Annotated in this window: 25 protein-coding genes; 21 read left to right on the top strand and 4 right to left on the bottom strand. The window is 76.7% G+C overall.

Annotation, left to right across the window (positions count from 1 at the left end):
- Positions 1-158 precede the first annotated feature (158 nt).
- A complete protein-coding gene (locus ACJTNH_RS06625; protein WP_458173825.1) occupies positions 159-1157 on the top strand; it encodes a hypothetical protein in 999 nt (332 codons plus the stop codon).
- An 86-nt stretch (positions 1158-1243) separates the two neighbouring features.
- A complete protein-coding gene (locus ACJTNH_RS06620; RefSeq protein WP_458173823.1) occupies positions 1244-1603 on the top strand; it encodes a single-stranded DNA-binding protein in 360 nt (119 codons plus the stop codon).
- A 37-nt stretch (positions 1604-1640) separates the two neighbouring features.
- On the opposite strand, the gene ACJTNH_RS06615 is transcribed toward ACJTNH_RS06620, so the two are convergent.
- A complete protein-coding gene (locus ACJTNH_RS06615) occupies positions 1641-2948 on the bottom strand; it encodes a DUF1015 domain-containing protein (protein ID WP_458173821.1) in 1308 nt (435 codons plus the stop codon).
- A gap of 136 nt (positions 2949-3084) precedes the next feature.
- Between ACJTNH_RS06615 and ACJTNH_RS06610 the strand changes: the two genes are divergently transcribed.
- Together ACJTNH_RS06610 and ACJTNH_RS06605 are read left to right on the top strand one after the other, a co-directional pair.
- A complete protein-coding gene (locus ACJTNH_RS06610) occupies positions 3085-3471 on the top strand; it encodes a tetratricopeptide repeat protein (RefSeq protein WP_458173819.1) in 387 nt (128 codons plus the stop codon).
- Between the two features lie 106 nt (positions 3472-3577).
- Complete coding sequence (locus ACJTNH_RS06605) at positions 3578-4651, top strand: HAD-IIA family hydrolase (RefSeq protein WP_458173817.1); 1074 nt, start codon at positions 3578-3580, stop codon at positions 4649-4651.
- Positions 4652-4664: 13 nt separating this feature from the next.
- Here ACJTNH_RS06605 and ACJTNH_RS06600 read toward each other — a convergent pair whose 3' ends face one another.
- A complete protein-coding gene (locus ACJTNH_RS06600) occupies positions 4665-5003 on the bottom strand; it encodes a sterol-binding protein (RefSeq protein WP_458173815.1) in 339 nt (112 codons plus the stop codon).
- A 364-nt stretch (positions 5004-5367) separates the two neighbouring features.
- On the opposite strand from ACJTNH_RS06600, the gene ACJTNH_RS06595 reads away from it, so the two are divergent.
- From ACJTNH_RS06595 to recN, 4 genes are all read left to right on the top strand, one after another.
- Entirely contained in the window at positions 5368-5490 is a 123-nt protein-coding gene (locus ACJTNH_RS06595) for a hypothetical protein (RefSeq protein ID WP_458173813.1), read from the top strand.
- Positions 5490-6287 carry a TlyA family RNA methyltransferase gene (locus tag ACJTNH_RS06590; protein WP_458173811.1) on the top strand — a complete coding sequence of 266 codons (798 nt, stop codon included), beginning with the start codon at positions 5490-5492 and terminating at the stop codon, positions 6285-6287. The genes ACJTNH_RS06595 and ACJTNH_RS06590 overlap by 1 nt, the downstream gene beginning before the upstream one ends.
- A gap of 133 nt (positions 6288-6420) precedes the next feature.
- Positions 6421-7479 (top strand): NAD kinase, encoded by a 1059-nt coding sequence (locus ACJTNH_RS06585; RefSeq protein WP_458173809.1) that lies wholly within the window; start codon positions 6421-6423, stop codon positions 7477-7479.
- The gene (gene recN / locus ACJTNH_RS06580) at positions 7454-9247 is read left to right on the top strand and encodes a DNA repair protein RecN (RefSeq protein ID WP_458173807.1); all 1794 of its coding nucleotides are present in this window, start codon (positions 7454-7456) and stop codon (positions 9245-9247) included. Before ACJTNH_RS06585 ends, recN begins: the two co-directional genes overlap by 26 nt.
- Before the next feature lie 118 nt (positions 9248-9365).
- Here recN and ACJTNH_RS06575 read toward each other — a convergent pair whose 3' ends face one another.
- Positions 9366-10412, bottom strand: coding sequence for a helix-turn-helix domain-containing protein (locus ACJTNH_RS06575; RefSeq protein WP_458173805.1), 1047 nt, complete (start codon positions 10410-10412; stop codon positions 9366-9368).
- Positions 10413-10575: 163 nt separating this feature from the next.
- On the opposite strand from ACJTNH_RS06575, the gene steA reads away from it, so the two are divergent.
- Genes steA through ACJTNH_RS06530 form a run of 9 tightly spaced genes read left to right on the top strand, consistent with a single transcriptional unit; the run spans position 10576 to position 21481 of the window.
- Entirely contained in the window at positions 10576-11760 is a 1185-nt protein-coding gene (gene steA / locus ACJTNH_RS06570) for a putative cytokinetic ring protein SteA (protein WP_458173803.1), read from the top strand.
- Positions 11757-12704 (top strand): copper transporter, encoded by a 948-nt coding sequence (locus ACJTNH_RS06565; RefSeq protein ID WP_458173801.1) that lies wholly within the window; start codon positions 11757-11759, stop codon positions 12702-12704. The genes steA and ACJTNH_RS06565 overlap by 4 nt, the downstream gene beginning before the upstream one ends.
- Positions 12701-13546 (top strand): hypothetical protein, encoded by an 846-nt coding sequence (locus tag ACJTNH_RS06560; RefSeq protein WP_458173799.1) that lies wholly within the window; start codon positions 12701-12703, stop codon positions 13544-13546. The genes ACJTNH_RS06565 and ACJTNH_RS06560 overlap by 4 nt, the downstream gene beginning before the upstream one ends.
- A gap of 46 nt (positions 13547-13592) precedes the next feature.
- Entirely contained in the window at positions 13593-15227 is a 1635-nt protein-coding gene (gene murJ / locus ACJTNH_RS06555) for a murein biosynthesis integral membrane protein MurJ (protein ID WP_458173797.1), read from the top strand.
- Positions 15220-16359: a glycosyltransferase family 4 protein gene (locus ACJTNH_RS06550; RefSeq protein ID WP_458173795.1), complete on the top strand. Its 1140-nt coding sequence runs from the start codon at positions 15220-15222 to the stop codon at positions 16357-16359. Before murJ ends, ACJTNH_RS06550 begins: the two co-directional genes overlap by 8 nt.
- Positions 16360-16364: 5 nt before the next feature.
- A complete protein-coding gene (locus ACJTNH_RS06545; RefSeq protein WP_458173793.1) occupies positions 16365-18737 on the top strand; it encodes a hypothetical protein in 2373 nt (790 codons plus the stop codon).
- Positions 18712-20433 (top strand): CTP synthase, encoded by a 1722-nt coding sequence (locus ACJTNH_RS06540; RefSeq protein WP_458173791.1) that lies wholly within the window; start codon positions 18712-18714, stop codon positions 20431-20433. The genes ACJTNH_RS06545 and ACJTNH_RS06540 overlap by 26 nt, the downstream gene beginning before the upstream one ends.
- The gene (locus tag ACJTNH_RS06535) at positions 20433-21017 is read left to right on the top strand and encodes an NUDIX domain-containing protein (RefSeq protein WP_458173789.1); all 585 of its coding nucleotides are present in this window, start codon (positions 20433-20435) and stop codon (positions 21015-21017) included. Before ACJTNH_RS06540 ends, ACJTNH_RS06535 begins: the two co-directional genes overlap by 1 nt.
- Before the next feature lie 50 nt (positions 21018-21067).
- A complete protein-coding gene (locus ACJTNH_RS06530; protein ID WP_299960277.1) occupies positions 21068-21481 on the top strand; it encodes a GlcG/HbpS family heme-binding protein in 414 nt (137 codons plus the stop codon).
- Here ACJTNH_RS06530 and ACJTNH_RS06525 read toward each other — a convergent pair.
- Positions 21466-22110 (bottom strand): hypothetical protein, encoded by a 645-nt coding sequence (locus ACJTNH_RS06525; RefSeq protein ID WP_458173787.1) that lies wholly within the window; start codon positions 22108-22110, stop codon positions 21466-21468. The genes ACJTNH_RS06530 and ACJTNH_RS06525 overlap by 16 nt on opposite strands.
- 120 nt (positions 22111-22230) lie before the next feature.
- Between ACJTNH_RS06525 and ACJTNH_RS06520 the strand changes: the two genes are divergently transcribed.
- From ACJTNH_RS06520 to xerD, 4 genes are all read left to right on the top strand, one after another.
- Positions 22231-23163: a helix-turn-helix domain-containing protein gene (locus ACJTNH_RS06520; RefSeq protein WP_458173785.1), complete on the top strand. Its 933-nt coding sequence runs from the start codon at positions 22231-22233 to the stop codon at positions 23161-23163.
- On the top strand, positions 23160-23699 hold the full coding sequence (locus ACJTNH_RS06515; protein ID WP_458173783.1) for a dihydrofolate reductase family protein: 540 nt from the start codon (positions 23160-23162) through the stop codon (positions 23697-23699). The genes ACJTNH_RS06520 and ACJTNH_RS06515 overlap by 4 nt, the downstream gene beginning before the upstream one ends.
- A 212-nt stretch (positions 23700-23911) precedes the next feature.
- Positions 23912-25027 (top strand): alanine dehydrogenase, encoded by a 1116-nt coding sequence (ald, locus tag ACJTNH_RS06510; RefSeq protein ID WP_458173781.1) that lies wholly within the window; start codon positions 23912-23914, stop codon positions 25025-25027.
- Between the two features lie 68 nt (positions 25028-25095).
- Entirely contained in the window at positions 25096-26010 is a 915-nt protein-coding gene (gene xerD, locus ACJTNH_RS06505; protein WP_458173831.1) for a site-specific tyrosine recombinase XerD, read from the top strand.
- The last annotated feature ends 99 nt before the right edge of the window (positions 26011-26109 follow it).

Raw genomic sequence — 26109 nt, 5'->3', positions numbered from 1 at the left:
CCGGTGACCGCCCGCAGGGTGGGCGTCCCTCGGGTGATCGTCCGGCGTGGCAGGACCGCCGTCCTTCCGGTGACCGCCCGCAGGGTGGGCGTCCCTCGGGTGATCGTCCGGCGTGGCAGGACCGCCGGCCGAGCCGCGCACGCGGTGACAGCGAGAGCATGCAGTCTCGGCGGCCGGTCGGCCCGGAGGTGCCGGACTGGGTCGACCCGCGGGATCTCGACCAGTCGGTGCGGTCGGCTCTCCGTGGACTCGACCCGCGCAACGCCGACAGCGTCGCCCGCCACCTGGTCGCCGCCGGCGGGCTGCTCGACGACGAGCCGGAGCTCGCGCTGGAGCACGCCCGGGCGGCGCGCGACCGGGCGTCCAGGATCGCTGCGGTGCGGGAGGCGGTCGGTGTCGCGGCCTACCTCGCCGGCGACTTCGCTGAGGCTGCCCGCGAACTGCGCGCCTATGCCCGGATGAGCGGCGACGAGAGCTACCGCGCGGTGCTGGCCGACTGTGAGCGTGGGCTCGGCCGGCCGGAGAACGCGATCAGGTTGGTCAACGAGGCGCTCGCGGCGGGACCGGAGGCGGAGGAGCTCGTCGAGTTGCGGCTCGTCGAGGCCGGCGCGCGTCAGGACCTCGGCGAGCTGCCGGCGGCGGCGCTGGTCCTGGAGGCCGCCCTGGGTGGGCGTCCCACGCCCGCCGGTCTGGGCCACCCCGACCTGGGGCAGCTGCGCCTGGCGATGGCCTACGCCGACCTGCTCGCCGATCGCGGCGAGGAGGAGCTGGCCATGGAGTGGTACGTGGCGATCGCCGCAGCCGACCCCGACGACCTGACCGGCGTCTCCGAGGTCTTCACCGAGGACGAGGACCTGATCGACGAGGACCTGGTCGACGAGGAGCTGGCAGCCGACGAGCTGGCTGACGAGCAGCCGGTCGAGGACGACCCCGAGTCGCCGCAGCCGGTCCCCGGTGGGTCCGACGGGACAGCCACCGCTCCCGACGACGGCGGCGACCTGACCGAGGAGCAGTTCGGGGACGTCACCGACGACGACATCGAGGCAGAGGTCGCCGAACTGCTGGGGGAGACCCCGCCGCCGGTCGAGCGGGACCACTCCCGGTTGTTCCAGGAGGCGCCTGACGTGGCGCCGGAGCAGCAGCCACCGACGCACTGACCTGGTCCGTCCACACCGGCCGGGGTCGTCCACAACAACGGGACGGCCCTGGCCGGTGGCCGTCCCGGCCCAGGAGGCTCGTCCGCATGAGCCTCGCCGTCATCGACCGGAACGACGTCGTCCTGCGTGGGCGGCTGTCCGCACCCCCGGAGTTCCGTCCGCTGCCCAGCGGAGACACGCTGCTGGTGTTCACGCTGATCGTGCGCCGGGAGCACGTCCGCCCCCGCGGCCCGCGGTCGGACCGGCTCACCTGCGTGAGCTACCTGCCGGCGCTGCACCGCTACGCCGCCGCCTGGACGCCGGAGGACGTGGTCGAGGTGGAGGGCACGTTGCAACGCCGGTTCTGGCGCACCCCCACCGGCACGGCGGTCGCCTACGAGGTGGTGTGCCGGAGGGGCCGCAAGGTGACCCGGGCGTCTCCGCGCACGACGTCCGCATCGGTCTGAGGGCCATCGCAGCGACCGCTCGCCGGCGGCGCCGTGCTCAGTCCTGGTGCGGCCGGAGGACCAGTCCGGTCCGGGGCTTGGGCACGAAGAGGGTCGACTTGCGGGGCATCCGGGCGCCGGCCCTGGCCACGGCCGCCACGTCGGCCGGCGACGGGGAACGCAGCAGCAGGGCCACGCCGGCCCGGTCCTCGGCCAGCCGGAGGGCCTCGGTGACGTCGTGGGCCACCAGGACCGAGGCCGGGTCGTCCGGCCGCTGCCAGAGCCGGCCCAGGAGGGCTGCGTGGGCCAGCACCACGTCGAGCCGCCGCCACGCAGCCGGCGCCTCCTCGGGAACGGCAGCGAGCATCGCGGCGGAGGGCGCGGAGAGCTCGACCACGCGGTCGCCGTCGCTGAGCAGGAAGGTCTCCGGCCCCTCCTGCAGCGTCCAGCGCCGCACCGTCCCGTCGACGTCGCCATCGCGGGGGGTGAGCTCGGTGGTCGTGAAGCCGGCGGCCGCGGCGCGCACCGCGGCGTCGAGGGGCAGGTCCGGCACGACCCGGTGGATGGCGCGCACCTGGAGGCCCCCGGCGCCCATGGGGGTGAGCAGGGCGAGCACGCTGCCGTGTGCCCCGCCCTCGGCCTGGTGGTCGCAGGCAGCGGCGAAGCGGTGGTGACCGTCGGCGATGACGGCACGGGTACGAGCCAGCGCGCGGGTCAACCCGGCCAGCGTCCCGGGGTCGGTCACCCGCCACAGCCGGTGCACGACCCCGTCAGGGTCGGCCACCTCGAGCGTCGGCGGACCGGCGACGGCGGTCCGGGTGAGCTCGGCGACCTCCGGGTCGGGGTCGTGGGCCAGCACGATCGGCTCGAGGTCGGTGTCGGTGGCGGCCAGCAGGGCGGCGCGTCCGGCGACGGCGGGCGCGAACGTGTCCTCGTGCGGCAGGACGGCCGACGAGCCGGCCGCGGGCAGCGCCACGGCGCCCAGCCAGCCGGTCGTCGCCTCCGCGGCGGGGCCGGCCATCTCGTAGCGCCACATCGCCGGCGCGTCGTCGCGGACCAGCACCCCGGACTGCGACCACGCCTGCAGCGTCGCCGCGGCGGCCGACGCCGACCGCCGCTCCCGGGCCGACCGGCTGCCGTCCTGGCCCTCGACCGGGTCGACGTGCGGCAGGATCAGGCGGACGATGTTGTACGGATCGGCCGCGGCCAGACGGTCGCGGCCCGCGGCGTTCACCAGGTCGTAGGCCGGCGAGGTCACCCTCGCCAGGTGCGCTGCGTCGTGGTCGCGGTAGGTCAGGGCACGGAACGGCCGGACGTCGAGGCCCGTCACGTCAGGAGGCGGGGCGTCCGCCGACGTCGAGGGCACGGAGTCGATCGTAGGAGCGCGCCGCCCGGGAGCCGGGAGCGGCGTCCGCCGGGACCCGGCACCCGCGTGGTGGCGAGGGCGGCGCGCGAGAGGAGCTGCGGTGGGAGAGCACGGACCAGGGCAACCCGATGGCGGGGTGTACGAGTGGTACCAGCGGGGTCTGCAGCTGCTCGGGGACGGCAACCCCGCCGCCGCCGCGACGCTGCTGGAGCGGGCCGTCGCCGCCGAGCCCGCCTCGCGCAGCGTCCGCGAGGCGCTGGCCCGCGCGCAGTACGACGCCGGCCGCTACCGTGCGGCCATCGACAGCTTCCAGGCGTTGATCGAGGTCAACCCGACCGACGACTACGCCCAGTTCGGTCTCGGCCTGGCGGCCAGCCGGGCCGGCGAGCTGGAGCTCGCCGCCGAGCACCTGGCGCTGGCCGTGGCCATGCGCCCCGACCAGTCCCACTACGCCCGCGCGCTCCGCGGGGTGCGCGCCCGCCGGGGCGCCGTCGGGGACCTGCCAGCCGAGGAGCTGCCATGAGCACCGCACCACACCGCCGGACCGCGCACGACCGGGCGGGCGCCGCTCGCCCGCGTGACCCGCGTGAGGGCCGTCCGTGCGGATCGCCCGACACCGCCGGCGCCGCGTGACCGCGCCCGAGGTGGGGCTGGCCCGCGGGGCGGGCACCGCGCCGAGCCAGACCCACGACGTGGCACTGCTCGACCTCGACGGCGTGGTCTACGTGGGTCCGGCCGCGGTCCCCGGTGTGCCGGCTGCGCTCGCGGCGGCCCGCGCGGGCGGCATGCAGCTGGGGTTCGTGACCAACAACGCCGCCCGGACCCCTGACCAGGTCGCCGCGCACCTCACCGAGCTCGGTGTGCAGGCCGCGCCCGACGACGTGATCACCAGCTCCCAGGCCGCCGCCTCGGTGGTGGCCGACCTGGTCGGCGACGGTGCCCGGGTGCTGGCCGTCGGCGGACCCGGGGTCGCCGCGGCGCTGGCCGCCGCCGGGCTCACCGTGGTCGACCGGGCCGAGGACGGACCCGCCGCCGTCGTCCAGGGGTACGGGCCGGCGGTGGGCTGGGCCCAGCTGGCCGAGGCGGTGGTCGCCGTCCGGCGCGGGGCCCGGCACGTGGCCACGAACACCGACGCCACCATCCCCTCACCGCGCGGCGTGCTGCCGGGCAACGGGGCGCTGGTCGGGGTGGTCAGCGCGGTGACCGGTCAGCAGCCGCTCGTGACCGGCAAACCGGACCCCGCGATGCACGCCGAGTGCGTCCGGCGCACCGGTGCCCGCCATCCGCTCGTGGTCGGCGACCGGCTCGACACCGACATCGAGGGCGCCCGCCGGGCCGGTGCCGCGAGCCTGCTGGTGTTCACCGGTGTCGCCACCCCGGCCGACCTGCTGGCCGCCGGGCCGCTGCACCGGCCGGACCTCATCGCGCCGGACGCCGGTGGCCTGCTCGTCCGGCACCCCGGCGTCACCGCGGTCGAGGGGGCCTGGCGGTGCGAGGGGTGGCAGGCCGACCGGGCCGGCGGGGAGCTGGCCCTGCGCCTCGACGGGCCGGTGCGCGAGGACGGCGACGGGCTGGACGCCCTGCGGGTGCTCGCCGTCGCGCACTGGGCCGGTCATGCCGAGGACGGGCACCCGGCGACCGTCCGGGCCGCTGACGAGGACGCTGCGGCGGTGCTGCGCGGCTGGGGGCTGCTCGCGGGGTGACGCGGAGGAGATCTCAGAGCAGGGAGCGGAGCCGGAGCATGTCGCGCAGCCCGGCCTCCAGCTTGACCCGGCCGCTGGCCCAGGCCGGGCCGAAGGCGAGTTCGCCGGCCGTCAGGGCCAGCAGGTCGTCGCTGCTCATGGTCAGCCGGATGTCGGCCTTGGGCACCACCGGGCCGTCGGGCAGTGCGGTCATGTCCCGCACCGAGCCGCGGGCCAGCCGACCCTGCACGACCTGCTGCAGGTCGGTGAGCCGGCAGGAGACGCTCCGGTCCAGGTCCCGGGCGGCATCGGTGGCGGCCAGCCGGCCGACGAACCCGTCCAGGGCGGTCATGCACTGCTCGAGCGTCGCCATGTGGCGGGTGCCTCCTCCAGCGGGGACCGGGATCGTCCCGGCCGGGCGGTCCGCCGGGACGCTACCGGCGGGTCGCGGGCGCGATCGCGGCGGTCCCGGCCGGCCCACTGCGCCGGCGGGCGTCGTCCACCACCCGGTCCGCTGTCCCGTCACCCGTCCCACCGGGCCGGTAACCTCCGACGTGGACGTCCCGACCGGTGGCGATCCCGGTTCAGCCGGCTGCCCAGGGGAGCCCGAGCGTGGAGGAGGACCCGTGAGCGAGCAGCACCAGCCACGCCCGGTCCCCGGTCCGCCGCGTTCCCCGGCCGGGCCCGTCCCCGCCGGGAGCACGTCCACCGGACGCCCCGGGCACCCGGGTGCGCCGGTGCCTGCGGGGCCGTCCCCGTTCGCCGACCTGGCCGCCCGGCCGGTGGCCGAGCACGTCGCGGTGTTCGAGGCCGAGCACGACCGGCTGCAGCGCGAACTGTCCACCGTCGACCAGCTCTGATGGCCCGTCGCAGCCGGCTCGACGCCGAGCTCGTGCGCCGCGGGCTCGCCCGCTCCCGCGAGCACGCCGTCACCCTGATCTCCGAGGGGCGGGTCACCGTCGGCGGGCAGGCCGCCACCAAGGCCGCCACCGGCGTGGAGGCCGGCACCCCCGTCGTCGTCCGCACCGACCCGGACGAGCCCAGCTGGGTCTCGCGCGGCGCGCACAAGCTGCTCGGTGCGCTGACCGCCTTCCCCGTCGACGTCGAGGGCCGTCGCGCCCTGGACGCCGGGGCCTCCACCGGCGGGTTCACGGAGGTGCTGCTCAGCCGTGGCGCCCGCGAGGTGGTCGCCGTCGACGTCGGCTACGGCGAGCTGGCCTGGTCGCTGCGCACCGACGACCGGGTCGCGGTGCACGAGCGGACCAACGTCCGTGAGCTGAGCCCGGAGGCGATCGGCGGCCCGGTCGACCTGGTGGTGGCCGATCTGTCGTTCATCTCGCTGCGTCTGGTGCTGCCGGCGCTGACCGGCTGTGCGCAGCCCGGCGCCGACCTGCTGCCGATGGTCAAGCCGCAGTTCGAGGTGGGCCGGGAGAGGCTGGGGGCCGGCGGCGTCGTCCGCGACCTGGCCCACCGGGCCGACGCGGTGCTCACCGTGGCGCTGGCCGCGGCCGAGCTGGGCTGGGGCACCGCGGGCGTGGTGGCCAGCCCGCTGCCCGGTCCGGCGGGCAACGTGGAGTTCTTCCTCTGGCTGCGCCGGGACGCACCACCCCCGGACGCCGCCGACATCGACCGAGCAGTGCAGGAAGGACCCCAGTGACCGAGCGTGCGAGGTCGTACCGTTCCGACCTGCCGGACGACGTGGTGCCGGACGACGTGGTGCCGGACGACTCAGTTCCGGGGCACGTGGTCCCGGGGTACGCAGTGCCGATGAACGTCACCGAGGGAGACCAGTGAGCCAGCCAGGCACCGGGACCACCGCCGCGGGGACCACCCGGACCCGCCGGGCCCTGCTGGCCGTGCACACCGGGCGCGCCGACATCGTGCAGCTGGCCCGCTCGGCCGCGGCGCGGCTGACCGAGGCCGGGATCGTCGTCCGCCTGCTGGAGGACGAGGCCGAGGACATGGCCGTGCCGGGCGCGGAGGTCTGCCCGTTCGGGCCGGGCGCGGCCGACGACGTGGAGATCGTGCTGGTCTTCGGCGGCGACGGCACCTTCCTGCGGGCCGCCGAGCTCGCCCGCAGCACCGACGCCGCCATCACCGGCGTCAACCTGGGCCGGGTCGGCTTCCTCGCCGAGACCGAGCCGGAGGCGGTGGTGGAGATGCTCACCGCGGTGGAGCACCGCCAGTACCAGGTGGAGGAGCGGCTCACCCTGGACGCCACGGTGCTCGACGCCGAGGGCCGGCCCACCGGTGAGGGCACCTGGGCGCTCAACGAGGTCTCGGTGGAGAAGGTCGAGCGCTCCCGGGTGCTCGACGTCGTCCTGGAGGTCGACGGCCACCCGCTGACCAGCTTCGGCTGCGACGGCATCCTGTGCGCGACGCCGACCGGCTCCACCGCCTACGCCTTCTCCGCCGGTGGTCCGGTGGTGTGGCCCGACGTGGAGGCGCTGTTGCTCGTGCCGACGAACGCGCACGCGCTGTTCGCCCGGCCGCTGGTCACCTCGCCGACCTCCGTGCTCACCGTCGCGGTGCCGCCCGACGGCACCCGGGCCCGGATCTCCGCCGACGGCCGGCGCATCGTCGAGGTGCCCGACGGCGGCCGGGTCGAGGTGCGCCGGTCGGACAGGCCGGTGCGGATCGCCCGGGTCAACCCGACGTCCTTCGGTGACCGGCTGGTCGCCAAGTTCGGGCTGCCGGTGCGTGGCTTCCGTGACGCCCGCTCGCACGGCCCCGGCCTCGAGGCCCCGATCGGGCGCACCAACGTGCTCACCGGTGACGTCAACACCAGCGACGGCGTGCTGCGGACCCCGGGGGAGGTGAGCGGTGGCCACCCGGACGGCGCGGCGTGAGCAGCCGCCGGCCCCGGCGACCCCCGCGCGTCCCCGCGGTGGGGCGCTGTCGGAGCTGCACCTGCACGGGCTGGGCTCGATCGACGACGTCACCCTGGAGCTCGGTCCCGGGCTGACCGTGGTCACCGGGGAGACCGGCGCCGGCAAGACGATGGTGGTGACCGGGCTGACCCTGCTCTTCGGCGGGCGGGCGGACCAGGGCCGGGTGCGGGCCGGCGCGCGGGCCGGCGTCGAGGGCCGGCTGGTGCTGCCGCCGGAGTCCCCGGTGTGGGCGCGGGCCGCCGACGCGGGGGCCGAGCCGGACGAGGACGGCAGCCTGATCCTGGCCCGGACGTTCAGCGCCGAGGGGCGGTCGCGGGCGCACCTGGGCGGCCGGAGCGTGCCGGTCGGGGTCGTCGCCGAGCTGGCCGAGGACCTGCTGGCCGTGCACGGGCAGACCGACCAGCTGCGGCTGACCCGGCCGGCCGAGCAGCGCCGTGCCCTGGACCGGTACGCCGGCCCCGCCCACCTGGCGCTGGTCGAGGAGCACCGGTCGGCGTACGCCGCGTGGCGGGAGCTGGCCGAGGACCTGGACCGCCGCCGGGGGCAGGCCCGGGAGCTGGCGCAGACCGCCGACGTGCTGCGGCACGGCCTGGAGGAGATCGCCGCGGTCGCCCCCCAGCCGGGGGAGGACGAGGAGCTCGACACCCTGGCCAAGCGGCTGGGCGACGCCGACGCGCTGCGCTCGGTGGCCGACACCGCCCGGCTGGCGCTGGTCGGCGACGTGACCGGCGACCTCGGTGGTGAGGGCGGGTTGCCGCAGGACGCGACCAGCGCGCTGGCCACGGCCGAGCGGGCGCTGGCCGGGTCCGACGACCCCACCCTGGTGCTGCTGGCCCAGGACCTCGCCGACGCCGTCGCGGTGGTCTCCGACGTCGGGGTCCAGCTGGCCGGCTACGTCGCCGACCTGGACGCCGACCCGGCCCGGCTGGCCGAGGTGCTCGACCGGCGGGCCGCGATCACCGCGCTGGTGCGCAAGTACGCCGACGTCGGTGACGGGCTGGCCGGGGTGCTGGCCTGGGCCGCCGACGCGGAGTCCCGGCTGGCGCAGCTGGACGTCTCCGACGAGGCCCTCGAGGCGCTCGAGGCCGCCCGCGACGCGGCGCGCGCGGAGCTGGCCGCGCTGTCCGGGCGGGTCACCGAGGGACGCCGGGCCGCCGCCGACGGGTTCGCCTCCGAGGTCGGGCAGGAGCTCGCCGGGCTGGCGATGAAGAACGCCCGGGTGTCCTTCCAGGTCACCAGCGACCCGGACCAGCCCGGGCCCGACGGCGTCGACGAGGTCGTGCTGCTGCTGACCCCGCACCCCGGCGCCCCGGCCCGCCCGGTGCACAAGGGTGCCTCCGGCGGTGAGCTGTCCCGGGTCATGCTGGCCATCGAGGTGGTCTTCGCCGGCGCCGACCCGGTGCCGGTCATGGTCTTCGACGAGGTGGACGCCGGCGTCGGTGGTCAGGCGGCGGGGGAGATCGGGCGGCGGCTGGCCCGGCTGGCCCGGGAGCACCAGGTCGTCGTGGTCACCCACCTGGCCCAGGTCGCGGCCTTCGCCGACACCCACCTGGTGGTGGACAAGTCACCGGACTCGGCCGCGGGCGTGACGGCCACCGACATCCGCGCGGTCGCCGGGGAGGACCGGGTGCGCGAGCTGGCCCGGATGCTGTCCGGCCTGGCCGACAGCGACACCGGTCAGGCCCACGCCCGCGAACTGCTCGCCGTGGCCGCCGAGCGCCAGTAGCGGAGGGCCGGTCCACCGGCCGTGCGGTGGACCGGGGTGTGCGAGGGCCGCGCGGCGTCCGGCCTACGGCCCCGCCCGAACGCCGCCGGCGCGCCCGCCGTGGCCGGCGGGTCGTCGGTCAGCTGCGCTTGGCGTACCCGGCGAGGCCGAACTGCATCAGGGCCAGCCCGCGGCGGCCGCGGGCGCGGAGCTCCTCGACCAGCTCCGGGCCGGAGGCGCCCTCCAGCACCCGGTCGCGGGCCAGCTCCAGCAGCGCGGAGTAGAGGCCGAGCACGGCGTTGGCCGCCAGCCACGGCTCGAGCTCGTCGGGCGCGGCGTGGGTCTCCTCGACGATCTGCTCGGCGAGGGTGTCGGCGAGGGTGCCGAGGATCTCCCGCTCCCGGACCTGCAGCGTGCGGCTGCCCCGGATGACCCGGGCCATCTCCGCCACGCCCTCGGCGGCGGCGGGGGAGCCCAGCTGGCTGATCGCGGCGACCACGAAGCCACCGGCCGCCGCGGCCACCGACTCACCGGCCGGACGCCGCCGGACGGCGTCGAGCAGTGCGGCCCGGATCGGCGGGTCGGCCTCGAAGACCAGCCCCTCCTTGACGGGGAAGTGGTTGAAGACCGTCTTCTCCACCACGCCGGCCCGCTGGGCGATCTCCATGACGCTGACGTGGTCGAAGCCCCGCTCGACGAACAGCTCGGCGGCGGCGTCGACGATCGCCTCGCGGGTGCGCTGACGCCGCTGCTCGCGCAGGTTGGGCCCGCGCCGCTCACGGCGGCGGGCCCGGCGCCCCGGGCCGGGGGCGTCAGCCGGCTCCTCGGCCGCCGTGCCACCGCCCGCCGTGCCACCGCCCGCCGTGCCACCGCCCGCCGTGCCACCGCCCGCCGTGCCACCGCCCGCCGTGCCACCGCCCGCCGTGCCACCGGCGACCGCCGGGGCGGCGTCGTCCGGGCTCTGGGCCGGTGCGGGGGTCGAGGTGCCCGGGCGATCGGCGCGGGTGGGCACCGGCGGCCGCTGCGGCAGGGCCACCACCGACGCGGTGACCTCGGGGGCGGTGACCGGGTCGTCGGCGGCCGCACTCGCGCCCTCGGGTGACGGCGCGCCGACGGCAGCCTCCTCGGCCGGGTCGTCGAGCAGGACGGTCGCTGTGCTCCGGCGAGCGGAGGCCCCTGCAGTCACACCAGTCACGGTAGTGACGGGCCGGTCCCGTCCCCGGGCAGCGACACCCGTCGCGTTCGTCGGCGTGTCCGCTCGAACCCGGTGTCGCTCACGATGTGTGACTGATCCGTCGCTGTCGCGCGTCGGGGGTGACCGGTCCGCGCATCGTGGGAGCATCGCCTGCATGCGCATCGGCACCCTGCGGCGCGGACGAGCGTCCGAGACGGCACCCGGCGTGACCGGCACGGCGCGCCTGGACCGTCGGACCAAGAACCTGACCAAGCGGCTGCGGCCGGGCGAGATCGCCGTGATCGACCATGTGGACATCGACCGGGTGAGCGCCGACTCCCTGGTCGCCGGCAAGGTCGGCGCCGTCGTCAACGCGGCGCCCAGCACGTCGGGCCGGTACCCGAACCTGGGCCCCGGCATCCTGGTCGACGCCGGCATCCCCCTGGTCGACGGCGTCGGCAAGGAGGTGTTCACCCGGCTCAAGGAGGGCGTGACCCTCCGGGTCGAGGGCAACAAGGTGTACGCCGGTGACGAGGTCGTCGCCGAGGGCGTCGAGCAGACGGCGGAGACCGTCGCCGAGGCCATGGCCGAGGCCCGCGCCGGGCTGTCGACCCAGTTGGAGGCCTTCGCCGCCAACACCATGGAGTACATGAAGCGCGAGCGCGCGCTGCTGCTCGACGGCGTGGGCGTGCCCGACATCGCCACCTCGATCGAGGGCCGGCACGTGCTCGTCGTCGTCCGCGGGTACGACTACAAGGAGGACCTGCAGGCGCTGCGCCCCTACATCCGGGACTACCGCCCGGTGCTCATCGGCGTCGACGGCGGCGCGGACGCGCTGATCGAGGCCGGCTACCAGCCGGACATGATCATCGGCGACATGGACTCGGTGAGCGACAGCGTGCTCAAGTGCGGCGCCGAGGTGGTCGTGCACGCCTACGCCGACGGCCGGGCCCCCGGCCTGCAGCGGGTCCAGGACCTCGGCGTCGACGCGATCACCTTCCCGGCGTCGGCCACCAGCGAGGACATCGCGATGCTGCTGGCCGACGAGAAGGGGGCCTCCCTCATCGTCGCCGTCGGCACCCACGCCACCCTGATCGAGTTCCTCGACAAGGGCCGCGGCGGCATGGCCTCCACCTTCCTGACCCGCCTGCGGCTGGGCGGCAAGCTGGTCGACGCCAAGGGCGTGAGCCGGCTGTACCGCAGCCGCATCTCCACCCTGGCGCTGGTCCTGCTGGTGCTGGCCGCGCTGGTCTCGATCACCGCGGCGCTGGCGGTGTCCACCGCCGGCCACATCTACCTCGACCTGCTCGTCGACCAATGGGACAGCTTCGTGTTCTGGCTGGAGAACCTCTTCACGTGATCGACTTCCGTTACCACCTCGTCTCGCTGATCGCCGTGTTCCTGGCCGTCGCGCTCGGGATCATCATCGGCACGACTCAGCTCAACGGGCCGCTGACGGACAACCTGCAGAACCAGGTCAGTGCCCTGCAGACCGACAAGCGCGCGCTGGAGGACCAGACCCAGCAGCTGCAGGCCCGGCTCGACGACGTGGGCAGCTTCGAGGAGGCCGTCGGCCCGACCCTGGTCGAGGACGCCCTCACCGACCGCAGCGTGGTGCTGGTCCTCGACGGCACCGACGTCGCCACCGAGGTGGTCGAGGGGGTCACCGCGCTGCTGGGCAGCGCCGGCGCCACGGTCACCGGCACCGTCCGGCTGACCGACGCCTTCGGCACCGCGGACGCCGAGAGCAGCCTGTCCAGCTACCTCACCGGACCGGGGCTGCCGGCCAGCTGGACGCCTCCGGACAGCGACGACACCGGTGAGCAGGCCGCCTCGCTGCTGGCACAGGTGCTGATGGTCCCGCCGACCACCGCGGACGGCCCGGGCGCCGTCCCGGACGCCGCGGCCACCTCCACCGTGCTGGCCGGGCTGGAGCAGCTCGAGGTGCTGAGCCGGGACACCTCCTCGGTCAGCCCGGCGGACTTCGCCGTCGTGCTGACCACCGGTGAGGTCGAGGGCGAGGACGCCGACCAGCGGCTGGCGGCGCTGGTGCAGCTGGTCGGCGCGCTCGACGCGCAGGGCGCCGGCGCCGTCGTCGCCGGCGACGAGGACGCCGCCGAGGAGGGCGGCCTGGTCGCCGCCGTGCGCACCGACCCCACCGTCACCGTCTCCACGGTCGACAACGTCGCCACCGCGGCCGGGCGGATCAGCACGGTCCTCGCGCTGGCCGCCGAGGGTCGCGGCACGACCGGCGCCTACGGGACCGGCGAGGACACCCAGCCGGTCCCGCCCGCAGCCCCGTGACCGGCAGCGCGACCGGCCGCCGGACGGCGTTGGCGGTCACCGGGGCCCTCGCGGCCCGGGCCGGCCTGGCCGGTGCGGCCGCACTGACCGCGCGCCCGGCCGGTGCGCCGTGGCGCCGGACCAACTACGCCGGCCGGCCGGTGAGCCTGCTCGGCGGCCCCGCCCTGGCCGTGGCGGCCACCGCGTCGGCCGCGCTGGGCGCACCGGCCGGGCAGCGGGCCGCCGCGGTCGTGGTGGGCACGGTGGCCGGCGTCGTCGGCGGTTACGACGACCTGGCCGGGGCCCGACCGGAACAGGCCCGGGACAAGGGCCTGGCCGGTCACCTGGCGGCCCTGCGGGCCGGTCGGGTGTCCGCCGGCGCGGTCAAGGTCGCCGGCATCGGTGCCGCCGCCGCCGTGGCCGCGGTGCTCACCTCCCGCGGCAACGGCCGGTCCGCCGTCGTCGACGGCGTGCTCACCACCGGCCTGGTGGCCGGCACGGCCAACCTGGTCAACCTGCTCGACCTGCGCCCGGGGCGGGCCGGCAAGGCCGCGGCGCTGCTCGCGGCCGGCACGCTCGCCGGCCCCGGCGGGAGCCTGGTCGCCGGCCCGCTCGGCGCGACCCTCGGTGTGCTCCCGGCCGACCTGGGGGAGCGGGTCATGCTCGGGGACTGCGGCGCCAACGCACTCGGCGCGCTCCTGGGCCTGCGGCTGGCCGGCATCCGGGCCCGGGGCACGCGCGCCGCGCTGCTCGGCACGGTCACCGCGCTGACCCTGGCCAGCGAGAAGGTCAGCTTCACCCGGGTCATCGAGTCGACGCCGGGCCTGCGCGAGCTCGACCGGCTCGGCCGCCGCGGCGCGTGAGCGCGCTGCAGCACCGGCGGGCACGACAGCACCGGCGGTCACGGCGGTGACCGCCGGCACCCGCCGCCGGGTCGTCCAGGGCGTGGCCGGCGCGGCCGTGCTCATCTCGGTGCTCACGCTGCTGTCCCGGCTGGCCGGCTTCGGCCGAACGGTCGTGTTCACCAACGCCGTCGGCGCCGGCAGCACCGCCGACACCTACGTCGCGGCGAACACCGTGCCGAACATCGTCTTCGAGGTGGTCGCCGGCGGCGCGCTGGCCAGCCTCGTCGTCCCGATGCTCGCCGGTGGCATCGCCGCCGGCGACCGGGAGCAGGTGCGCCGCACCGCCGGCGCGCTGCTGGGGTGGTCGCTGCTGGTGCTGGTGCCGCTGGCCGCGCTGCTGGCGCTGCTGGCCCGGCCGATCGCCGGCGCGCTGCTCGGCGACGACCCCACCCAGGTCGACCTGGCCGCCCGCTTCCTGCTCGTCTTCGCCCCCCAGGTGGTGCTGTACGGCGTGGCGGTGGTGCTGACCGGCGTGCTGCAGGCGCACCGGCGTTTCGCCGGGCCGGCGCTGGCGCCGCTGCTGTCGACCGTGGTGGTCGCCTCCGCCTACCTGCTCTTCGCCGGCCTGGACGGCGACCGCGACGCCGCCGGGCTGTCCACCACCGCCGAGCTGGTGCTCGGGGTCGGGACGACGCTGGGCGTGCTGGCGCTGGCGGGGTGCCTGCTGGTGCCGCTGCGCGGTCTGCGGCTGGGGCTGCGGCCCACGCTGCGCTTCCCGGTGGGCGCGGCGCCGCGGGTGCGCCGGCTGGCCCTGGCCGGGGTGCTCACCCTCGCCGGCCAGCAACTGGTCGCCGTGGTGGCGATCCGGCTGGCCAACGCCGGTGCCCCCGACGGCACCCAGGTCGCCTACCTCGCCGGGATGACGGTCTTCCTGCTGCCGTGGGCCGCCCTCGCCGTCCCGCTGGCCACCTCGGTGTACCCGGGGCTCACCGAGCGGGCCGCGGTCGGCGACGAGGAGGGGTACCGGCGTACGCTGGCCCCGGCCGTCGTCCTCACCCTGGTGGCCAGCGCGGTGGCCGCCGCGGGCCTGGTCGCCGTCTCCGGGCCGATGGCGCGGGTCTTCCTGACCGCCCCGGAGGACGCCGGCGCCGCCGACGCCCTGCAGGCGACGATCGCCGCTTTCGCGCCCGGCCTGCTGGGCTACGGACTGGTCGCGCTGCTGACCCGGGCGCTGTACGCCCGGGGCCTGTGGCGGGAGCCCACGGCCTGCGTGGTGGCCGGGTGGCTGGTCGCCGTCCTGGCCGACCTGGTGCTGGCCGCGGTGCTGCCGGCGGGCGACCGGGCGCTGGCGCTGGGCGCCGGGCACAGCATCGGGGTGACCGTGGCCGGCCTGGCGCTGCTCGTGGTGCTGCGCCGGGTCGCCGGTGGCGGGGCGCTGACCGGGGTGGCGCGCACCGGGGGGCCGGCGGTGCTGGCCGGGCTGGCCGCCGGCGCGGGTGGGTGGCTGACCGCCCGGGCGCTGGGCGCCGACCCCGTTCCCGACGGCGGCCTGCCGGCCGCGATCGGCACCGGGGTCGTGGCCGGTGGGGTGGTGCTGGTGATCGCCGCGGCGGTCATGATGGGGGCCGCCCGGCGGCCGCTGCTCGCGGCCGTGCACGGACTGCGGAGCCGGGACGCTGAGGAGGAGTCGGATGACTGAGCAGCGTCCGCTGGCCGACCGCCGGATCGCCGAGGTGCTGGCCACCAGCACCGGCGGGGTCGGCACCCACCTGCGGTCGGTGCTGACCGCCCTGGGCCGGGCCGGTGCCGCGGTGCGGGTGTGCGGCCCGCGGGCGACCGAGGAGCTGTTCGGCTTCACCGCGACCGGCGCCGACTTCCGGGCGGTGGGCATCTCCGCCGGGCTCGCCCCCGCCGCCGACCTGCGCGCGGTGCTCGCGCTGCGCCGGGCCACCCGCGGCGCCGACCTGGTGCATGCCCACGGCCTGCGCGCCGGCCTGGTCGCCGCCGCCGCCCGGTGGCCGGCCGCCGGTCGCCGTCCGCTGGTGCTGACCCTGCACAACGCGCTGCCCGAGGGCGGCGGGCTGCGCCGCCGGGTGCTGCAGGCGGCCGAGCGGGCGACGATCCGCGGGGCCGACGTGGTGCTGGCCGCCTCCGGTGACCTGGCCGAGAACGCCCGCCGGCTGGGCGCCACCGACGTGCGCGTCGCGCCCGTCTCGGCTCCGCCGCTGCGCCCGGCCGAGCGGGCCCGACCCGACGTCCGCCGGGAGGTCGGCCTGGACGACGACGTGCGGCCGCTGGTGGTGGCCGTCGGCCGGCTGCACCCGCAGAAGGGCTACCACCTGCTGCTGGACGCCGTCGCCCGCTGGGCCGACGACCCGCGGCTGCGCCCCACCCCGCTGGTGGCCATCGCCGGCGACGGTCCGCTGCACGACGAGCTCGCCGCCCGGATCGCCGCCGAACGGCTGCCCGTCGTCCTGCTGGGGCGGCGCACCGACGTCGCCGACCTGCTGGGTGCGGCGGACGTGTGCGTGCTGCCCTCGGTCTGGGAGGCCCGGTCGCTGACCGCCCAGGAGGCGCTGCGCGCCGGGACGCCGCTGGTCGCGACCGCCGTGGGCGGCATCCCCGAGCTGGTCGGGGACGCCGCGGAGCTGGTCCCGTACGGGGACGCCGCCGCGCTGGCCGACGCGGTCGCCGGCGTGCTCACCGACCCGGCGCGGATCGCCCGGCTCGGTGCGGCCGGCCCCCGCCGGGCGGCCACCTGGCCCGACGAGGCGGCCACCGCCGCGCAGCTGGTCGGCCTGTACCGGGAGCTGCTGGGGCCGCCCCGATGAGGTCGGTGCCCGGCTCCCGCCCGTTGCTGGTCGTGCTGCTCGCCCTGGTCACGCTGCTCGCCGGTGGCGCCGGGCCGGCAGCCGGGGCCGACGCGGCGGACCGGTGGCGGGCCGACCAGGTGCTGACGATCGGCGTGCCCGGGCTGACCTGGGCCGACCTGGACCCCGAGCGGACGCCTCAGCTGTGGGCGCTGGCCGAGGACTCCGCGATCGGCGCGCTGTCGGTCCGGGCGGCGCGGCCGACCACCTGCCTGCTCGACGGCTGGGCGACCCTGGGCGCGGGGAACCGCGCGCGGTACCCGGGGCCGGTCGAGCCGGTCCCGCCGGTGCCGCTGCCCAGCGCGCCGCTCCCGGAGGACCAGGCCGAGTCCGCCGCCGAGGAGGGGGCGCCGCCGGTCAACGGGGTCGAGCAGCCCCCGACGCCGCCGGTGGACGCGCGGCTGTCCTACTGCGGCCTGGAGGAGCAGGTCGCCGAGGTGGGGCTGGCCGAGCCGCAGCGCACGGTCGCCCGGATCGCCGAGGACGAGGCGACCGCCCGGTTCGGTGCCGAGCCGGGCGCCCTGGGGGAGGCGGTCAGCTGCAGCACCGCGGTCGGCCGGGCCGCCTCGCTCGCGGTCGCGGGGGAGTCCAGCCGCTTCACGGTGCTGGACACCCTGCCCCTCGGGCAGCCGGCCCTCACCGAGCTGATGGCGCAGTGCCCCCTGACCCTGGTGTCGCTGGACCACCTCACCGACGCCGGCCTCCCGCTGCCCGACGAGACCGACACCGGCACCCAGCCCTCGGCCCGTGAGGCCGCGCTGACCCGCATCGACGACGTCGTCGGCCGTCTCCGGACGGCGGCCGACGCGCTGCCGGGGGAGACCCTGCTGCTGCTGCAGGGCATCTCCGAGGTCAACGGGGGCCGCCCGCAGCTGCACGTCGGGCTGGCCCACGGGCCGGGCATGACGCCGGGGTGGCTGACCTCGGCCAGCACCGGGCGGGCACCGTTCGTCCAGCTGATCGACGTCGCGCCGACCGTGCTCCGCGCCCTGGGGCTGGACCGCCCGGACCTCGCGGCCGCCCTGGACGAGCTGGCGGAGATGAACACCGGCGCGGTGGTGCACTACCGCAGCACGGCCACCACCTTCTGGCTGCTGGTGGCCCTCGGTGCCCTGGTCGTCGCTCTCGGGGTGGTCGGGCTGGGTGGCTGGGACCGCGGCCGGCTGCCGGGCCGGCGGGGCGGGCGCGGCCGGGCGCAGGCGTGGCTGCGCAGCCGGCCCCGGGGACGGCGCACCGCGGCCGTGGTCCGGGTGCTCGCGCTGGCCGTGGCCGGCCTGCCGGTCGCCACCTACCTGGCGAACCTGGCGCCCTGGGAGCTCGCCGACCGGCCCCGGGTGGCGCTGGCCGGCTCGGTGGTCGCCGCCGACCTGCTGCTCACCGCCGTCGCCGTGCTCGGCCCGTGGCGCCGCCGCCGGCTGGGCCCGGGCGTCGTCGTGCTGGCGGTCACCCTCGGCACCCTCGCCGGGGACGTGCTCACCGGGTCGCACCTGGAGCTCAACGGGCTGCTGGGCTACGACGCCATCGTGGCCGGCCGGTTCACCGGGTACGGCAACCTCACCTTCGGGCTGCTGTCGGTCAGCGCGCTGCTGCTCACCGCCGCGGCGGCCGCCGCGGTCGCCCGGCGCAGCCCCGCGCCGGGCCGCCGGCACTGGCTGCTGCCGGTGCTGACCGCCGGGGTGGGCTGCGTGGTGCTCGTCGGTGCGCCCTCGCTGGGCCGGGACTTCGGTGGCGTGCTGGCCGCCGTCCCCGGGTTCCTGGTGCTGGGCATGCTGCTGGCCCGGATCCGGGTGACGGTGACCCGGCTGGTGGCCGTGCTGGCCGCCGCCGTGCTGGCCGTCGGTTCGGTGGCGGTGCTGGACTGGATGGGCCCGGCCGACGAGCGCAGCCACCTGGGCCGGTTCGTCGGGCAGGTGGTCGACGGCCAGGCGTGGACCGTCATCGGCCGCAAGGCGCAGGCCAACGTCTCGATCCTGCTCGGCAGCCCGTTGGCCTGGATGCTGCTGGTCGCGCTGGTCGCGGCGCTGTGGCTGCTGCGGCCCGGCGGCCTGCTGCGCAGCACCCCCGGCCGGCCCGCGGCGGGTCTGCCGGTGGCCGACGTCCGGGTGCTGCGCGCCGGGCTGACCGCGGTCGCGCTGACCCTCGCCGTCGGGGCCGCGGTCAACGACAGCGGCGTGGCGCTGCCGGCGACCGCCGCCACCCTGCTGGTGCCGCTGCTGGTGTGGCTGGTCGCCTCCGCGCCGACCCCGCCGCCGGAGCACGGGCCGGCCGAGGGGGTCCCGGCGGAGCCGGAGGACCGTGTTAGCGTGGTCGTCCGTGGGTCGACTGGCAGAACCTCGTGACCGCGGACCTCTTCTCCCCAACTCCCAGCCGACGAAGTTCGTCTTCGTCACCGGCGGCGTCGTGTCGTCACTGGGCAAGGGCCTGACCGCAAGCTCCCTGGGGGCGTTGCTCTCCAGCAGGGGCCTGCGGGTCACCATGCAGAAGCTGGACCCCTACCTCAACGTCGACCCGGGGACGATGAACCCGTTCCAGCACGGGGAGGTGTTCGTCACCGAGGACGGCGCCGAGACCGACCTGGACATCGGGCACTACGAGCGGTTCCTCGACACCGACCTCACCGGCCGGGCCAACGTGACCACCGGCCAGGTGTACTCCGACGTGATCGCCAAGGAGCGGCGCGGGGAGTACCTGGGCGACACGGTGCAGGTGATCCCGCACATCACCAACGAGATCAAGGCCCGCATCCTGGCCGGCGCCGAGTCCGCCGAGCGGGTGGACGTGGTGATCACCGAGATCGGCGGCACGGTCGGTGACATCGAGTCGCTGCCCTTCCTCGAGGCCGCCCGGCAGGTGCGGCACGAGATCGGCCGGGACAACTGCTTCTTCCTGCACATCTCGCTGATCCCCTACATCGCCCCCTCCGGCGAGCTGAAGACCAAGCCCACCCAGCACTCGGTGGCCCAGCTGCGCAGCATCGGCATCCAGCCCGACGCGCTGGTCTGCCGGTCGGACCGGGAGATCTCCGAGGGCATCAAGCGCAAGATCGGCCTGATGTGCGACGTGGACGCCGAGGGGGTCACCTCCTGCCCGGACGCCCCGTCGATCTACGACATCCCCAAGGTGCTGCACCGCGAGGGCCTGGACGCCTACGTCGTCCGCCGGCTGGGCCTGCCCTTCCGGGACGTCGACTGGACCGTGTGGGGCGACCTGCTCGACCGGGTGCACGACCCCAGGCAGACGGTCACCGTGGCGCTGGTCGGCAAGTACATCGACCTGCCCGACGCCTACCTGTCGGTCACCGAGGCGCTGCGGGCCGGCGGGTTCGCGCACCGCTCGCGGGTGCAGATCCGCTGGGTGCCCTCCGACGACTGCGAGACGCCCGAGGGCGCGGCGGCCGCGCTGGCCGGCGTCGACGGGGTCTGCGTGCCCGGCGGGTTCGGGGTGCGCGGCATCGAGGGCAAGCTCGGCGCGATCAGGCACGCCCGGGAGAACGGCATCCCGACGCTGGGCCTGTGCCTGGGCCTGCAGTGCATGGTCATCGAGGTGGCCCGCGACCTGGCCGGCATCACCGGCGCCAACTCCACCGAGTTCGACCCGGAGACCCCCGACCCGGTCATCTCCACGATGGCCACCCAGCTGGACGTGGTGGCCGGCCGGGGCGACATGGGCGGGACGATGCGGCTGGGCAGCTACCCGGCGGCGCTGCAGCCGGGCTCGGTGGTGGCCGGCGCCTACGGGTCGACCGAGATCACCGAGCGGCACCGGCACCGCTACGAGGTGGCCAACGCCTACCGCGACCGGCTGACCGAGGCCGGGCTGGTCTTCTCCGGCACCTCGCCGGACGGCACGCTGGTCGAGTTCGCCGAGCTGCCCGCCGACGTGCACCCGTTCTTCGTCGGCACCCAGGCGCACCCGGAGCTCAAGAGCCGGCCCACCCGGCCGCACCCGCTGTTCGCCGCCTTCGTGGCCGCCGCGGCGACCTTCCAGGACGCCGCCCGGCTGCCGGTGCCCGAGGACGAGCAGGTCGGCATCTGATGGCCCACCGCTACGAGGTGCTGGCCTCCGAGGAGGTCTACACCGGGCGGGTCATCTCGCTGCGCAAGGACACCGTGGCCATGCCCGGCGGCGGGGACAGCGTGCGGGAGGTCGTGCACCACGGCGGCGCGGTCGGCATCGTCGCCCTGGACGACGAGGACCGGGTGGTGATGCTGACGCAGTACCGGCACCCGATCGGGGAGCACCTGTGGGAGGTGCCGGCCGGGCTGCTCGACGTCGACGGCGAGGCACCGGTGGACGCCGCCCGGCGCGAGCTGGCCGAGGAGGTGCAGCTGCACGCCGACCGGTGGTCGCTGCTCACCACCCACCACCCCTCGCCGGGCTTCTGCGACGAGAAGGTGCTGCTCTACCTCGCGGAGGGGCTGTCCGAGGTCGCCCGCCCCGAGGGCTTCGTGGTCGAGCACGAGGAGCTGGACATGACCGTGCAGCGGGTGCCGCTGGCCGAGGCGGTCCAGTGGGTCTTCGACGGCACGATCCGCAACTCACTCGCCGCGATCGGGGTGCTCGCCGCCGCGCAGGTGCGGGCCACCGCGCCCCGGCTGCGCCCGCTCGACGCCGTCTGACGTCCCGGCCCGGCTTGCCCCGGGAGCGTGCGGCGGGCGAAGGTGGCCCGGTGCTGACACATGACCAGGCCCTGTCCCTGCTGCAGTCCGCCCGCGAGGAGTCGACGAAGCTCGGCGTCCCGATGTCCTTCGCCGTGATGGACCCCAGCGGCCACCTCGTCGCCTTCGTCCGGATGGACGGCGCCCCGTGGATCTCCGCCGAGGTCGCCCAGGGCAAGGCGTGGACGGCCGCCGCCTACGGGGCGCCCAGCGCGGCGCAGAAGGCGAAGATGGAGCCGATGCCGAACTTCGCCTCGGCGATCACCACGATGACCCACGGGAAGTTCACCCCGCAGACCGGCGCGGTGCCGGTGTACTCCGACGGCACGCTGGTCGGGGCCCTGGGCGGCAGCGGTGGCACCGGTCAGCAGGACGAGGACGTCTGCGCGGCCGCCGTCGCCGCCTGCGGCTACAGCACCGACTGACCCGGGCCCGGCCGCTCGGACTGCCGCAGCCCGAGCCGGTCGAGCTCCAGCCCGGCGAGCGCGCGCAGCGCCGCCGGGTCGCCCGCCCGCCAGCCGGCCCCGGTGCCGGCTGGCAGGCGGGCCAGCTGGGGGAGCGGCGCGGTCGCCATCGCCCGGGCGGCCAGCAGCTCCAGGTCCGGGAGCCCGTCCGCGCCCCGGCCGGTGAGCCGGTCGGCGGCCGCCGCCTCCCGCAGCCAGCGCAGCCGCCAGGGCAGCCAGCGCAGCAGCAACCAGCCCACCGGCAGCACCACCAGGACGACGGCGAGCACGGCGGCCAGCGTGCGGGCGGCGTCCTCGGCGTCCCGCCCGGCCCCGGTGACCGCGCCGCCGGCCTCGCCGAGGGCGTCGAACGGGGTGGCCAGCTCGTCGCCGACCAGCGGGACGTCCTCGGCGGCCCCGGCCGCCGAGCCCATGGTGTCCGAGATCGACCGGCCCAGGTCGGCCAGCGACCGGCCGGGCTCGGCGAGCACCAGGACCGCGCCGTGCACCGCGCGGGCCGCCAGCACCCACAGCACCGCCCAGGCCAGCAGCCCCAGGTCGGCGGCGAGCTGGCGGGAGCGGCGATCGGGGTGGTCGGCGTACAGGCGCATCGGTCGGCTCCGCGGGTGGGGGACGGGTGACCCTGGGCATGCTCCGTCACCGCGCCGGGGACGGCGATCCGAGCAAGAACGGTCGGGCGCCCCGGGCCCGCCGAGCGACAGACTGCCCGCATGACCGAGCACCAGGCGACCGCCGGGCGGGACCGGCTGCGCGAGCTGCTGGACGCCGTGCTGGCCGAGGACAACCGCACCCTGACCGAGATGGCCGGTGACGCCTACGCCTCGCCCTGGCACTTCACCCGGCAGGTGAGCCGGGGCGCCGGCGAGTCACCGGTGGCGCTGCGCCGCCGGGTGGAGCTGGAGCGTGCGGCCTGGCAGCTGCAGCAGGGGCGCAGTGTCACCGACGTCGCCTTCGCCGCCGGCTACGAGTCGGTGGAGGGCTTCAGCCGGGCGTTCAGCCGGGCCTACGGCCGCACCCCGGGCCGGCCGGCGCCGGCGCAGGCCCGGGACGACCACTGGCTGCCTGCGCCGAACGGCATCCACTTCCACCCGCCCGCCTCGCTGTGGGTGGCCGACCCGCCGCAGGGCCGGGGTGGTGACGAGGTGACCGCGCTGCTGGTGCACCACGACCTCGAGGACACCCGCGCCCTGCTGGTCACCGCCGCGCAGCTGCCGGCGGAGGAGTACCGGCGGATGCGCGACCCGCGGCTGCAGGTGCTGCCCTGGGACGGGCCGGAGGGGTCGCTGGCGACCCTCCTGGAGCACCAGGTCTGGACCACCGAGGTGTGGCTGGCCTCGGTGGAGGGCGCCGACCACCCGCACCGCGGCGCCGACGACCCGGCCGCCCTGCTGGCCCGGCACGACGAGGCGGCGCCGCGGTGGCTGGCGTTCGTGCGGGACGTCTCGCGCCGCGGCGCCTGGGGCGACCGGCTCGTCGACGCGCTGTGCGAACCGCCGGAGAGCTTCGTGCTGAGCAGCGTCGTCGCCCACGTGCTGACCTACGGCGCGCACCGGCGGCAGCTGGCCCGGCACTGGCTGCGTGCGGCCGGCGTCGCCGTCGACGCCGGCGACCCGATCGAGTGGCTGAGCAGGAGGAACCCGTGACCCGCACCGTGTACTACACCGCCACCTCGCTGGACGGCTTCATCGCCACCACCGAGCACTCCCTGGACTGGCTGCTGAGCCGGGACAGCGACCCCGCCGGTCCGATGGGCTGGGACGGCTTCGTCGCCGGGGTCGGTGCTGCGGCCATGGGCGCGAGCACGTACCGGTGGGTGCGGGAGCACGAGCCCGACTGGTCGCCGGAGCACCCCACCTGGGTGTTCACCCACCGTGACCTCTCCCCGCCGCCGGGGGCGGACCTGCGGGTCACCGCGGACGACGTGGGCCGGGTGCACACCGAGATGGTCCGGGCCGCCGCCGGCCGGGACGTCTGGGTGGTCGGCGGCGGTGACCTGGCCGGCCAGTTCGCCGACCGGGGCCTGCTGGACGAGGTGGTGGTGTCCATCGCCCCGGTGACGCTGGGCGGCGGGGCGCCGCTGCTGCCGCGCCGGGTGGAGCTCGAGGTGCTGGAGTGCGCGCGCAACGGCGAGTTCGTCTGCGTGCGGTACGGAGTGCGGCGGGACCCGGCCACCGTCTGACCGGGGCGGGCGGCGGACGACCCGCCGGCCTGCTGCCGCCTCCACCCAGGTCACCGTGGGCGGCCTGCGACCGGCCGGACGTGGCCGGTGACACACCCCGGACGCCGTCCGTGCCTAGACTCCGCCGGAGGCGCGCCCCGACCGGGCCGCCCAGACGCGGTGGCACCACCGACACCCCGGTGGTCGCCCGCCGAGACCGGGGGTCAGTGCAGATGCGGGTCGGAGTCGCCCGAGAGGTCAAGAACCGGGAGTACCGGGTCGCGCTCACCCCGTCCGGGGTGACCGAGCTGGTCGCGGCCGGGCACGAGGTGCTCGTCGAGCACGACGCGGGCGTCGGGTCGTCCATCCCGGACGCCGACTTCACCGCAGCGGGAGCGCGGATCGTGCCCACCGCCGACGACGTCTGGGCCGACGCCGACCTGCTGCTCAAGGTCAAGGAGCCGGTCGCCGAGGAGTTCGGCCGGATGCGCGCCGGGCAGACCCTCTTCACCTACCTGCACCTGGCGGCCTCCCGCGAGTGCACCGACGCGCTGCTCGCCTCGGGCACCACCGCGATCGCCTACGAGACGGTGCAGACCGACGGCGGCGCGCTGCCGCTGCTGGCCCCGATGAGCGAGGTCGCCGGCCGGATGGCGCCGCAGGTCGGCGCGCACACCCTGGAGCGGGCCTCCGGCGGGCGCGGCGTGCTGCTCGGGGGCGTCTCCGGCGTGCACGCGGCCAAGGTCGTCGTCCTGGGGGCCGGGGTGTCGGGGATGAACGCCGCCACCATCGCCCTGGGCATGCAGGCGCAGGTCACCGTGCTCGACCGCGACCTGGAGAAGCTGCGCGCCGCCGACCGGCTCTACCGCGGGCACCTGCAGACCGTGGCCTCCAACGCCCTGGAGGTGGAGCGGGCGGTGCTGGAGGCCGACCTGGTCATCGGCGCGGTGCTGGTGGCCGGGGCGAAGGCGCCGGTGCTGGTCACCGACGACCTGGTGGCCCGGATGAAGCCCGGGTCGGTGCTGGTCGACATCGCCGTCGACCAGGGCGGCTGCTTCGAGTCCACCCGGCCCACCACGCACGACGACCCGACGTTCGGGGTGCACGAGTCGGTCTTCTACTGCGTGGCCAACATGCCCGGCGCCGTGCCGCACACCTCGACCTACGCCCTCACCAACGTCACGCTGCCCTACGTGCTGGCCCTGGCCAACTCCGAGACGGCGGCCGCGCTGACCGCCGACCCGGCGCTGGCCCGCGGGGCGAACGTGGCCGGCGGGCAGCTGGTGCACGCCGGCGTCGCCGACGCGCACGCGCTGCCGTCGGTGCCCTGGCAGGAGGTGCTGTCCTGACGGCCCCCACCACCAGCGCGTCGTCCACCCGCCCCGCCACCCCGGCGGGGCCGGACGTCGAGCGGACGATCACCGGTTACCTGGACCACCTCACCGTCGAGCGCGGCCTGGCGGCCAACACCATCGCCTCCTACCGCCGCGACCTGCGCCGGTACGCGGAGTTCCTCGCCGCCGGCGGCGTGCGCGGGCTGGGCGAGGTGGGGGAGTCCGACGTGTCGGCGTTCCTGACCGCGCTGCGGTCCGGCGAGAACGACCACCCCCCGCTGTCGGCCACCTCGGCCGCCCGGGCCGTGGTCGCCGTCCGGGGGCTGCACCGGTTCGCGCTGCTGGACGGGCTGGTGCCCGACGACGTGGCGGCCGAGGTGCGCCCCCCGGCCCCGGCGCGGCGGCTGCCCAAGGCCATCCCGGTCGCCGACGTCGAGGCGCTGCTGTCCGCCGCCGGCTCGGTCGAGGGGCCCCGCGGGCTGCGGGACCGGGCGCTGCTGGAGCTGCTCTACGGCACCGGCGCCCGGATCTCCGAGGCCGTCGGGCTGGCCGTCGACGACCTCGACCCGGGCTCGGCGGCGGTGCGGCTGGCCGGCAAGGGCGGCAAGGAGCGCGTCGTCCCGGTCGGCAGCTACGCGGTCAAGGCCGTGGAGGACTACCTGGTGCGGGCCCGACCGGCGCTGGCGGCCGCCTCCCCGCGCGGCGGCCGGGCCGGGGGAGCGCTGTTCCTCAACGCCCGGGGCGGGCCGCTGTCCCGGCAGAGCGCGTGGTCGATCCTGCGCTCGGCCGCCGAGCGGGCCGGCATCTCCGCCGAGCTCTCCCCGCACACGCTGCGGCACTCCTTCGCCACCCACCTGCTCGACGGCGGCGCCGACGTCCGGGTGGTGCAGGAACTGCTCGGCCACGCCTCGGTGACCACGACGCAGGTCTACACGCTGGTCACCGTCGAGCGGCTGCGCGAGGTCTACGCCACCAGCCACCCCCGCGCCGTGCGCTGAGCTCAGCCCGCCAGAGCGGCGAGCAGGCCGCGCACCAGCTCCCCCCTGGCCGCTGGCCCCTGTCGAGGGCGGGCTGGTGGCTGTCTCCGTGCGGCGCAG

Source organism: Modestobacter lacusdianchii, from assembly GCF_054177765.1.
The sequence above is the reverse complement of the archived record's forward strand: the minus strand, read 5'-3'. Positions and strand labels throughout refer to the sequence as shown.

Coding starts and splice junctions, on each gene's coding strand:
- ACJTNH_RS06625 (WP_458173825.1), top strand. CDS start 159: ATGCAGTCTCGGCGGCCGGTCGGCCCGGAGGTGCCGGACTGGGTCGAC.
- ACJTNH_RS06620 (WP_458173823.1), top strand. CDS start 1,244: ATGAGCCTCGCCGTCATCGACCGGAACGACGTCGTCCTGCGTGGGCGG.
- ACJTNH_RS06600 (WP_458173815.1), bottom strand. CDS start 5,003: ATGGCGACGCTCGAGCAGTGCATGACCGCCCTGGACGGGTTCGTCGGC.
- ACJTNH_RS06590 (WP_458173811.1), top strand. CDS start 5,490: ATGGCCCGTCGCAGCCGGCTCGACGCCGAGCTCGTGCGCCGCGGGCTC.
- steA (WP_458173803.1), top strand. CDS start 10,576: ATGCGCATCGGCACCCTGCGGCGCGGACGAGCGTCCGAGACGGCACCC.
- ACJTNH_RS06550 (WP_458173795.1), top strand. CDS start 15,220: ATGACTGAGCAGCGTCCGCTGGCCGACCGCCGGATCGCCGAGGTGCTG.
- ACJTNH_RS06535 (WP_458173789.1), top strand. CDS start 20,433: ATGGCCCACCGCTACGAGGTGCTGGCCTCCGAGGAGGTCTACACCGGG.
- ACJTNH_RS06525 (WP_458173787.1), bottom strand. CDS start 22,110: ATGCGCCTGTACGCCGACCACCCCGATCGCCGCTCCCGCCAGCTCGCC.
- ACJTNH_RS06520 (WP_458173785.1), top strand. CDS start 22,231: ATGACCGAGCACCAGGCGACCGCCGGGCGGGACCGGCTGCGCGAGCTG.
- ald (WP_458173781.1), top strand. CDS start 23,912: ATGCGGGTCGGAGTCGCCCGAGAGGTCAAGAACCGGGAGTACCGGGTC.